An 11,789-nucleotide genomic window follows, 5' to 3' on the forward strand; every position below is an offset into this window, starting at 1 on the left:
TCTAACAATTACAATAATTCAACCCAGACCCGATGTCTACTAATCATAACCCCATGAAAAAGAGCATCTTAGTTGCAGTTCTTATGCTTTTCACAGGAATTGCATTTTCTCAAACCACAGTAACCCTACAAGATCAATGTAACTGCGAAGTCTTGAGTGGAACTGTGGTCACCGCGGCCGGAGCAATAACCCCAGCTGGTGCAGATACAGGAGACGTTTATGTCAATACCAATACGGGAACCATTTATTTCTGGGATGGTGATTCTTGGGAATTGACATCGACAGATGATCAGCAGTTAACTGGGTTTACGTTGGATGGAGCTACAAACGAATTGACATTGACATTGGAAAATGGGGGAAATGTAAGTGTTGATTTAAGCAGTTTAAGCGATACACTTACAGATACCAATACAACAATTACTTCTTTTGGAATTGATGGAACGAACACCAACCTTGAAATTACGGATTCCGACGCGAATACATTTTCAGTGGCTCTTGCCTCAATTGCAGCTTTGGTAGATACAGACACCGATGATCAGACTTTGAGTCTGTCTGGTTCAGATTTGACCATTACCGATGGAAATACCATTGATATTTCTGGAGTCAATACAGATTCCCAGACCCTTTCTTTGACAGGTACAGACCTGTCCATTAGCGGAGGTAACACAGTTGACATTAGCTCTATCGACACCGATACAGACGACCAGACTCTAAGTTTATCGGGAACCGATCTGACCATTTCTGATGGTAACACAATCGATATCAGCAGCATTGACACGGATACCGATGACCAGACCTTGAGTTTGTCCGGAACAGACCTTACCATTGTAGATGGAAATACGATAGACATCTCTGGAGTCAATACAGATTCACAGACCCTTTCATTGACCGGAACCGACCTATCCATTAGTGGGGGGAACACGGTTGATATCAGCAGCATTGACACGGACACAGATGACCAGACCTTGAGTTTGACTGGAAACACCCTTGCCATTGCGGACGGGAACTCAGTGGACCTGAGCGGCTATGTGGATACCGATGATCAAACATTAAGCCTATCCGGAACGGATTTGACCATTGCGGATGGTAACACCATTGATATCAGCTCAATTGATACCGATGACCAGACCTTGAGTTTGACAGGGAACACTCTTGCGATTGCCGATGGAAACTCCGTTGATTTAAGTGGATATGTGAACACGGACGCACAGACCCTTTCCTTGACCGGGACCGACCTTTCCATTAGTGGGGGGAACACAGTTGACATTAGCTCTATCGACACCGATACGGACGACCAGACCTTAAGTCTTTCCGGAACGGATTTGACCATTGTGGATGGGAACACCATCGATATTTCCGGTGTGAACACGGATTCTCAGACACTTTCCTTGACCGGAACCGACCTGTCCATAAGTGGAGGTAACACGGTTGACATCAGTAGCATTGACACGGACACGGATGACCAGACCTTGAGCCTAACAGGGAATACGCTTTCCATTGCGGACGGTAACTCCGTCGATTTGAGCGGTTATGTTGACACTGACGACCAGACTTTGAGCCTATCCGGAACTGATCTTACGATTGCTGATGGTAATACGATTGATATCAGTAGCATTGACACGGACACGGATGACCAGACCTTGAGTTTGACAGGGAACACCCTTGCCATAGCTGATGGAAACTCAGTTGATTTAAGTGGATATGTGGATACCGATGACCAGACCTTGAGCCTAACAGGAAACACTCTTGCGATTGCTGATGGAAACTCCGTTGATTTAAGTGGATATGTGAACACGGACGCACAGACCCTTTCCTTGACCGGGACCGACCTTTCCATTAGTGGGGGGAACACAGTTGACATTAGCTCTATCGACACCGATACGGACGACCAGACCTTAAGTCTTTCCGGAACAGATTTGACCATTACGGATGGAAACACAATAGACATTAGCAGCATTGATACGGACACGGATGACCAAACATTGAGCTTGTCAGGTACAGATCTTACAATTGTGGATGGGAACACCATCGATATTTCCGGTGTGAACACGGATTCGCAGACCCTTTCCTTGACCGGAACCGACCTATCCATAAGTGGAGGTAACACGGTTGATATCAGTAGCATCGACACGGACACGGATGACCAAACTTTGAGTTTGTCAGGGACAGATTTAACAATAGCGGATGGTAATACTATAGACATTAGCAGCATAGACACCGATACTGATGACCAGGCTATAGACGGACTTTCCATGGTAGCTGGTGAGTTGAACATTTCATTGCAGGATGACGGGGTTGCACCCTCAACCGTTGATTTGATCAGTGCCAATGCCAATAATGACATTACTTTTGGAACAGATGGGGGACTTTATTTGAATGTAGCCTCCGTTAGTATTTCCGAAACGATAACCACCCTAACGGACAATCTGGATGGGACATACACCTATACCAGTGAAAATGGTACCGCAACGACATTTACGGGAACTGATGACCAGACTCTGAGTTTGACCGGTAACACCCTTGCCATTGCGGACGGTAACTCAGTGGACCTGAGCGGCTATGTAGATACGGACGACCAGACTCTAAGTCTTTCCGGAACGGATTTGACGATTACAGACGGTAATACCATAGATATTAGCAGCATTGATACCGATGACCAGACCTTGAGCTTGACAGGCAACACCCTTGCCATTGCGGATGGTAACTCTGTCGATTTAAGTGGATATGTGGATACCGATGATCAAACATTAAGCCTATCCGGAACCGATCTGACCATTTCTGATGGTAACACAATCGATATCAGCGGTGTTGATACAGATACTGATGACCAGACCCTGAGCCTGACGGGCAACACCCTCTCGATTGCAGATGGGAATTCTGTGGATTTGAGCGGATATGTGGATACTGACGATCAGACATTAAGCCTATCCGGAACTGATCTGACCATTGCGAATGGTAATACCATAGATATCAGCAGCATTGATACAGATACCGATGACCAAACCTTAAGCTTGTCTGGAACCGACTTGACCATCGTGGATGGAAACACCATTGATATCTCTGGTGTGAACACGGACGCACAGACACTTTCCTTGACCGGGACTGACCTTTCCATCAGTGGAGGAAACACGGTTGACATCAGTAGCATAGATACCGATACAGACGACCAGACCTTGAGCCTAACAGGGAACACCCTTGCCATTGCGGACGGGAACTCAGTGGACCTGAGCGGCTATGTTGACACTGACGACCAGACTTTGAGCCTATCCGGCACGGATTTGACCATTGCGGATGGTAACACCATTGATATCAGCTCAATTGATACCGATGACCAGACCCTGAGCCTGACGGGCAACACCCTCTCGATTGCAGATGGGAATTCTGTTGACCTGAGCGGATATGTGGATACTGACGACCAGACTTTGAGCCTATCCGGCACGGATTTGACCATTGCAGATGGTAACACCATTGATATCAGTAGCATCGACACGGATACAGATGACCAGACCTTGAGTTTGACAGGAAATACCCTTGCCATAGCTGATGGAAACTCGGTTGATTTAAGTGGATATGTGGATACCGATGATCAGACATTAAGCCTATCCGGAACGGATTTGACCATTGCTGATGGCAACACGATTGATATCAGCAGCATTGACACAGATACCGATGACCAGACTTTAAGTTTATCGGGTACAGACCTTACTATTGTTGATGGAAATACCATAGACATCTCTGGTGTCAATACAGATTCCCAGACCCTATCTTTGACCGGAACCGACCTATCCATAAGTGGAGGTAACACGGTTGATATCAGCAGCATCGATACGGATACGGATGACCAAACTTTGAGTTTGTCAGGGACAGATTTAACAATAGCGGATGGTAACACTATAGACATTAGCAGCATAGACACCGATACGGATGACCAGGCTATAGACGGACTTTCCATGGTGGCTGGTGAGTTGAACATTTCATTGCAGGATGACGGGGTTGCACCCTCAACCGTTGATTTGATCAGTGCCAATGCCAATAATGACATTTCTTTTGGAACAGATGGGGGACTTTATTTGAATGTAGCCTCCGTTAGTATTTCAGAAACGATAACCACCTTAACGGACAATTTGGATGGGACATACACCTATACCAGTGAAAACGGTACCGCAACGACATTTACGGGAACTGATGATCAGACATTAAGCTTATCTGGAACGGATTTGACCATTACTGATGGTAACACGATTGATATCAGCAGCATTGACACGGATACCGATGACCAGACTCTGAGTTTGACCGGTAACACCCTTGCCATTGCGGACGGTAACTCTGTTGACCTGAGCGGCTATGTTGATACTGACGACCAGACCTTGAGTTTGACTGGTAACACCCTTGCCATTGCGGACGGTAACTCTGTCGATTTGAGCGGATATGTGGATACCGATGATCAAACATTAAGCCTATCCGGAACTGATCTTACGATTGCTGATGGAAACACCATTGATATCTCCGGTGTGAACACAGATGCACAGACCCTTTCCTTGACAGGAACTGACCTTTCCATCAGTGGAGGAAACACAGTTGACATCAGTAGCATTGATACAGATACTGATGACCAGACCTTGAGCTTGACGGGGAACACCCTTGCCATTGCGGACGGGAACTCCGTCGATTTGAGCGGCTATGTTGACACTGACGACCAGACTTTGAGCCTATCCGGAACTGATCTTACGATTGCTGATGGTAATACGATTGATATCAGTAGCATTGATACAGATACTGATGACCAGACCTTGAGCCTGACCGGTAACACCCTTGCCATTGCGGATGGTAACTCCGTTGATTTAAGTGGATATGTGAACACGGATGCGCAGACCCTGTCTTTAACTGGGACTGACCTTTCCATCAGTGGAGGAAACACGGTTGACATCAGCAGCATTGATACAGATACCGATGACCAGACCTTGAGTTTGACCGGTAACACCCTTGCCATTGAGGACGGGAACTCCGTCGATTTGAGCGGATATGTAGATACCGATGACCAGACCTTGAGCTTGACCGGTAACACCCTTGCCATTGCGGACGGTAACTCTGTTGATTTAAGCGGATATGTGGATACAGACGATCAAACTTTGAGCCTATCCGGAACGGATCTGACCATTGCCGATGGTAACACGATTGATATCAGTAGCATCGACACGGATACCGATGACCAGACCTTGAGTTTGACCGGTAACACCCTTGCCATTGCGGACGGGAACTCCGTCGATTTGAGCGGATATGTGGATACCGATGATCAAACATTAAGCCTATCCGGAACTGATCTTACGATTGCTGATGGAAACACCATTGATATCTCCGGTGTGAACACAGATGCACAGACGCTTTCCCTGACCGGGACTGACCTTTCCATTAGTGGGGGGAACACAGTCGACATCAGTAGCATAGATACAGATACTGATGACCAGACCTTGAGCTTGACGGGGAACACCCTTGCCATTGCGGACGGTAACTCTGTCGATTTGAGCGGATATGTGGACACGGACGATCAAACTTTGAGCCTGACCGGTAACACCCTTGCCATTGCGGATGGTAACTCTGTTGACCTGAGCGGGTATGTTGACACTGACGACCAGACTCTAAGTTTATCAGGAACAGATTTGACCATTGCGGATGGTAACACCATAGATATTAGCAGCATTGACACGGATACCGATGACCAGACCTTGAGTTTGACAGGAAACACCCTTGCCATTGCGGACGGTAACTCTGTTGATTTAAGTGGATATGTGGATACGGACGACCAGACCTTAAGTATATCAGGAACAGATTTGACCATCGTTGATGGTAATACTATAGATATCTCCAGTGTGGATACAGACGACCAGACCTTGAGCCTTACCGGTAACACCCTGGCCATAGCTGATGGAAACTCAGTTGATTTAAGCGGGTATGTTGATACTGACGACCAGACTCTAAGTTTATCAGGAACAGATTTGACCATTGCGGATGGTAACACCATTGATATCAGCTCAATTGATACCGATGACCAGACCTTGAGTTTGACGGGTAACACCCTTGCCATTGCGGATGGTAACTCCGTTGATTTAAGTGGATATGTGGATACCGATGACCAGACCTTGAGCCTAACAGGAAACACTCTTGCGATTGCTGATGGAAACTCCGTCGATTTGAGCGGTTATGTTGACACTGACGACCAGACTTTGAGCCTATCCGGAACTGATCTTACGATTGCTGATGGTAATACGATTGATATCAGTAGCATTGACACGGACACGGATGACCAGACCTTGAGTTTGACTGGGAACACCCTTGCCATTGCGGACGGTAACTCAGTTGATTTGAGCGGATATGTGGATACGGACGATCAGACATTAAGCCTATCCGGAACTGATCTGACCATTGCCGATGGTAACGCCATTGCGGACGGTAACTCTGTTGATTTAAGTGGATATGTGGATACCGACGACCAAACCTTAAGCTTGTCTGGAACCGACTTGACCATCGTGGATGGAAACACCATTGATATCTCTGGTGTGAACACGGACGCACAGACCCTTTCTTTGACCGGGACTGACCTTTCCATCAGTGGAGGAAACACGGTTGACATCAGTAGCATAGATACCGATACAGACGACCAGACCTTGAGCCTGACAGGAAACACCCTTGCCATTGCGGACGGTAACTCTGTCGATTTGAGCGGATATGTGGATACCGATGATCAAACATTAAGCCTATCCGGAACTGATCTTACGATTGCTGATGGAAACACCATTGATATCTCCGGTGTGAACACAGATGCACAGACGCTTTCCCTGACCGGGACTGACCTTTCCATCAGTGGAGGAAACACAGTTGACAGTAGCATTGATACAGATACTGATGACCAGACCTTGAGCTTGACGGGGAACACCCTTGCCATTGACTCGGTGGACCTGAGCGGCTATGTTGACACTGACGACCAGACCTTGAGTTTGACGGGGAACACCCTTGCCATTGCGGACGGTAACTCTGTTGATTTAAGTGGATATGTGGACACCGACGACCAAACTCTGAGCCTATCGGGAACTGATTTGACGATTGCCGATGGGAACACGATAGATATTTCAGGGGTGAATACAGATTCCCAGACCCTGTCTTTGACTGGGACTGACCTTTCCATTAGTGGGGGAAATACGGTTGACATCAGCAGCATTGATACAGATACTGATGACCAGACCTTGAGCTTGACAGGAAACACCCTTGCCATTGCGGACGGTAACTCTGTCGATTTGAGTGGATATGTGGATACGGACGATCAAACTTTGAGCCTGACCGGTAACACCCTTGCCATTGCGGATGGTAACTCTGTTGACCTGAGCGGGTATGTTGACACTGACGACCAGACTCTAAGTTTATCAGGAACAGATTTGACCATTGCGGATGGTAACACTATTGATATCAGCTCAATTGATACCGATGACCAGACCTTGAGCTTGACAGGAAACACCCTTGCCATTGCGGACGGTAACTCTGTCGATTTGAGTGGATATGTGGATACGGACGATCAAACTTTGAGCCTGACCGGTAACACCCTTGCCATTGCGGATGGTAACTCTGTTGACCTGAGCGGGTATGTTGACACTGACGACCAGACTCTAAGTTTATCAGGAACAGATTTGACCATTGCGGATGGTAACACTATTGATATCAGCTCAATTGATACCGATGACCAGACCTTGAGCTTGACGGGGAACACCCTTGCTATCGCTGACGGTAACTCTGTCGATTTGAGTGGATATGTGAACACGGACGCACAGACCCTTTCTTTAAGCGGGACCGACCTGTCCATTAGCGGAGGTAACACGGTTGACATCAGCAGCATAGATACAGATACCGATGACCAGACCTTGAGCTTGACGGGTAACACCCTTGCCATTGCGGATGGTAACTCTGTTGACCTGAGTGGATATGTGGACACCGATGACCAGACCCTGAGCCTATCGGGAACTGATTTGACCATCGCAGACGGAAACACCATCGATATCAGTAGTATTGATACGGACACCGACGACCAAACTTTAAGCTTGTCTGGAACCGACTTGACCATCGTGGATGGAAACACCATTGATATCTCTGGTGTGAACACGGATTCGCAGACCCTTTCCTTAACCGGAACGGACCTGTCCATTAGCGGAGGTAACACGGTTGACATCAGCAGCATAGATACAGATACCGATGACCAAACGGTGGATAGCTTTACGTTCAACTCAGGTACTGGTGAGCTTGCAATCTCCTTGCAGGACGATGGTGCTGCTCCGGTTACCGTTGACATAAGTGCTGTGAGTACCGATGATCAAAACGCCAGCGAAGTAGATTTGGTTACCCCTGTGGACATGGATGAAGCAGGAGAAGCATCACCCACAAACGAAACAACGGTAGAAGAGGCTATTCAAGCCATTGCGCCCATTACATCAAAAGCTGCGCGAATTTTCTACCCACCTTCAATTGCTGTACCTGCTTCTTCGGTAGGAGCGGCTACGCCAATCGATTTACATGCCCAATATGTGGCCCAATATGGAAGCCCAGCGGTTAGTAACCCCTCGGCACCGAGTGCTATTCCAACCTATGCGGCCAATGAATTGCATTATTATATCACCTATTATGATACAAGCGTATTCTCTGGGGTATCTATTAGTGATACGGGAGTTATGTCTTATACAGTAGATGCGGTACCAACAGGTTACAATTCATTGATCAATGTTGTATTCGTTGTAAAATAACATAAAGACTGAACAAAGATTTTGAGATTATTTGCCCCACATAAGTCTTTATTAATACCATTACTGGTCCTGTTTTTTGGAACCCAGTTATCTCAAGCACAATTCTTGCTACAAGCTCCCAATAGTGGTGATGAAACCAACTATCAATGGTATGAGGCCTCAGATTTGGGAACAGTACTGGGGACGGACTTTTTTTACGAAGCTACTCAACCGGGAGTGTATTTTGCCACCTATGACGGAACCCTTTGTGGATCCAATGCAACTGGATACTTTATTTTAACGGATTGTGCTGCTCCAGACAATCAGGTTACCTTGAATATTGCAGCCAGTATTCCCTCGGGAGCCACGGTTAGTTGGAACCCTGCGCTCTCAGGAGATCAGACCCAACCCACAGTGACCAGCACCCAAACCGTGGAACGCTATGTGGCTACCATAAGCAAAGCAGGGAATTCCAGCGAACTCCCACGATTCACAGTGGTTTGTATGAGTCAATCCGGTAATTTGGTGGATGACATTGCTTCTGTGGATGAAGATGACAGTGTGGTGGTGGATATTTTCGCCAATGATACGGATTTACCAACCGATGGCATTCTTACCACAACGGATCCTGCAAACGGAAGCGTGACCATTAACGACAATGGTACGACCAATGACCCAACGGACGATATTGTGACCTACATACCGGATCCAGATTTCAACGGAACTGACACTTTTGATTATACCTTATGCAACTTATTTGGGGCATGTAGCACCGCAACAGTAACTGTTGATGTGCTCCCAATTGTGGATGCCTTGGATGATTCGGTAGCTACAGATCAAGATGTTGCCTTGGACATTGACATGTTGGCCAATGACAATGATCTTCCGATAACTGGAAGTATTACAACTACAAGCCCAACAAATGGATCCATCGTGTTAAATGATAATGGAACACCGACCAATCCTTCGGATGATTTCATTACGTATACCCCAAATCCAGGCTATTTGGGAACTGATTCCCTAGATTATACCATTTGTGATGGCACAGCTAACTGCAGTACTGCCACTATTACCATTATGGTGAATGTTCCTACCGTCGATTTAGATGCTGATAATGATGGAATTGTTGACGCTTTTGAGGATTTGAACACGGATAATGATAACGATCCCACTACGAATCCCACAGATACGGACGCGGATGGTATTCCTGATTATCTGGACATAGACAGTGATAACGACGGTATTCCAGATAATGTGGAGGCCCAACCCACATTCGGATATATCCCACCTAGCTTGACCGATGCCAATGACAATGGCTTGGATGATGCTTACGAAAATGGAGGAAACGTGGGATTGATTCCGGTTGATACCGAAGGAGATGGCATTCCAGATTATGTAGATGAGGATAGTGATGATGATAATGTACCAGACCTAATTGAAGGAAATGACCGAGATCAAGACGGGATTGCCGATGTAACCATAACAGGGTCAGATAAGGACAATGATGGACTTGATGATGCATTTGAAGGTTCAACAGCCATAGATATTGATGTGAACGATGAAATTGATGATCCTATTACCAACTTGATGGATACCGATTCGGATGGGGTGCTAGATTATAGAGATGAAGACGACGATGATGACGGAATTGCCACCATTGACGAAGATTTGAATGGTGACGGCAACTACGCTAATGACGATTCGGATGGGGATAATATACCGAACTATCTTGATTCTGATCTTGGGCCAACCCAAGTTGATGCCATTGATGTGATCAATGTGATAACGCCAAATGGAGACGGAATCCATGATGTATTCACCATAAATAATTTAGAAGATTATCCAAACAACACAGTAAAGATTTATAACAGATGGGGTGTGCAGGTCTACGCAACCAAGTCATACAACACCACCGGAAATGTCTTCGACGGCACTTCTGAAGGAAGGGTAACTGTTAACAAGGACAACAAACTCCCAGTAGGTACGTATTTCTATATCATAGACTACCAAGACCCAACAGGAAGAATGAACCAGCTATCAGGCTACCTATACATTAACCGATAAACGAATTTGAAGTTGTGGTAAAGGATATTAGGAAAAAAATAAAATGGTTGCGAATTTTGATAGCGTTGTGCTTGGCTTCTTCGATGCATGCGCAGCAGGATGCCCAGTATACCCAATACATGTATAACACGGTAAGCGTAAATCCTGGTTATGCAGGCTCCCGGGGGCATTTAAGCATAGCCGCCCTATATAGGAACCAATGGTTGGGATTGGATGGTGCACCTGAAACCCAAACGCTCAACGTACATACTCCTTTGGGGTACCGAGGTGTTGGCCTTGGTATTTCTGTGGTAAATGATAAAATTGGGCCCACCTCAGAAACCTATTTTGATGTGGATTTCTCCTATACCATTCAAACTTCTTTTGATGGTAAACTGAGCTTTGGTCTAAAGGCCAGTGCCCATATGTTGGACATTCGGTATTCAGAATTGGACGAATTTGAGATCGATCCACAATTACAGGCCCAACAGGATATCCGTAACAAGTTTTCACCCAATATTGGGGCCGGGGTGTATTATCATACCGACCGATTTTATGCCGGTGCATCTGTGCCCAGACTGTTGGAAACAACACATTTTGATGAAGCTTCGGTATCCACCGCCACAGAACGTATCAACTGGTACATGATTACTGGATATGTATGGGATATCAATCCCTTCTTAAAATTTAAACCAACCGTTTTGGGTAAAATGGTCCAAGGGGCTCCCTTGCAAGTGGACCTCTCGGCCAACTTCATGCTCAATGAGAAATTTGTTGGAGGAATTGCGTACCGATGGGATGCTGCCTTCAGCGGGCTTGTGGGCTTCCGGCTGTCTGATGAAATCTTTTTGGGACTCGCCTACGATCGGGAAATTACGGATTTGGGTGCTGCCACATTTAATGATGGCTCTTTCGAAGTAATCTTCAGATACGATTTCATCAAGAATTTGGGGAACCTAAAATCCCCTCGATTCTTCTAAAGAATTC

At 46.3% G+C, this 11,789-nt stretch carries 3 protein-coding genes; all 3 read left to right on the forward strand.

Annotation, left to right across the window (positions count from 1 at the left end):
* Window positions 1-53 precede the first annotated feature (53 nt).
* The 3 genes from ACO6S0_RS03030 to ACO6S0_RS03040 are packed head-to-tail and all read left to right on the forward strand — an operon-like array spanning window position 54 to window position 11,782.
* Window positions 54-8,780: a beta strand repeat-containing protein gene (locus ACO6S0_RS03030; RefSeq protein WP_422350550.1), complete on the forward strand. Its 8,727-nt coding sequence runs from the start codon at window positions 54-56 to the stop codon at window positions 8,778-8,780.
* A 21-nt stretch (window positions 8,781-8,801) separates the two neighbouring features.
* A complete protein-coding gene (locus tag ACO6S0_RS03035) occupies window positions 8,802-10,823 on the forward strand; it encodes a gliding motility-associated C-terminal domain-containing protein (protein ID WP_422350551.1) in 2,022 nt (673 codons plus the stop codon).
* Window positions 10,824-10,870: 47 nt separating this feature from the next.
* Window positions 10,871-11,782: a type IX secretion system membrane protein PorP/SprF gene (locus ACO6S0_RS03040; protein WP_422350552.1), complete on the forward strand. Its 912-nt coding sequence runs from the start codon at window positions 10,871-10,873 to the stop codon at window positions 11,780-11,782.
* The last annotated feature ends 7 nt before the right edge of the window (window positions 11,783-11,789 follow it).

Source organism: Flagellimonas sp. (assembly GCF_965233845.1).
GTDB lineage: Bacteria > Bacteroidota > Bacteroidia > Flavobacteriales > Flavobacteriaceae > Flagellimonas.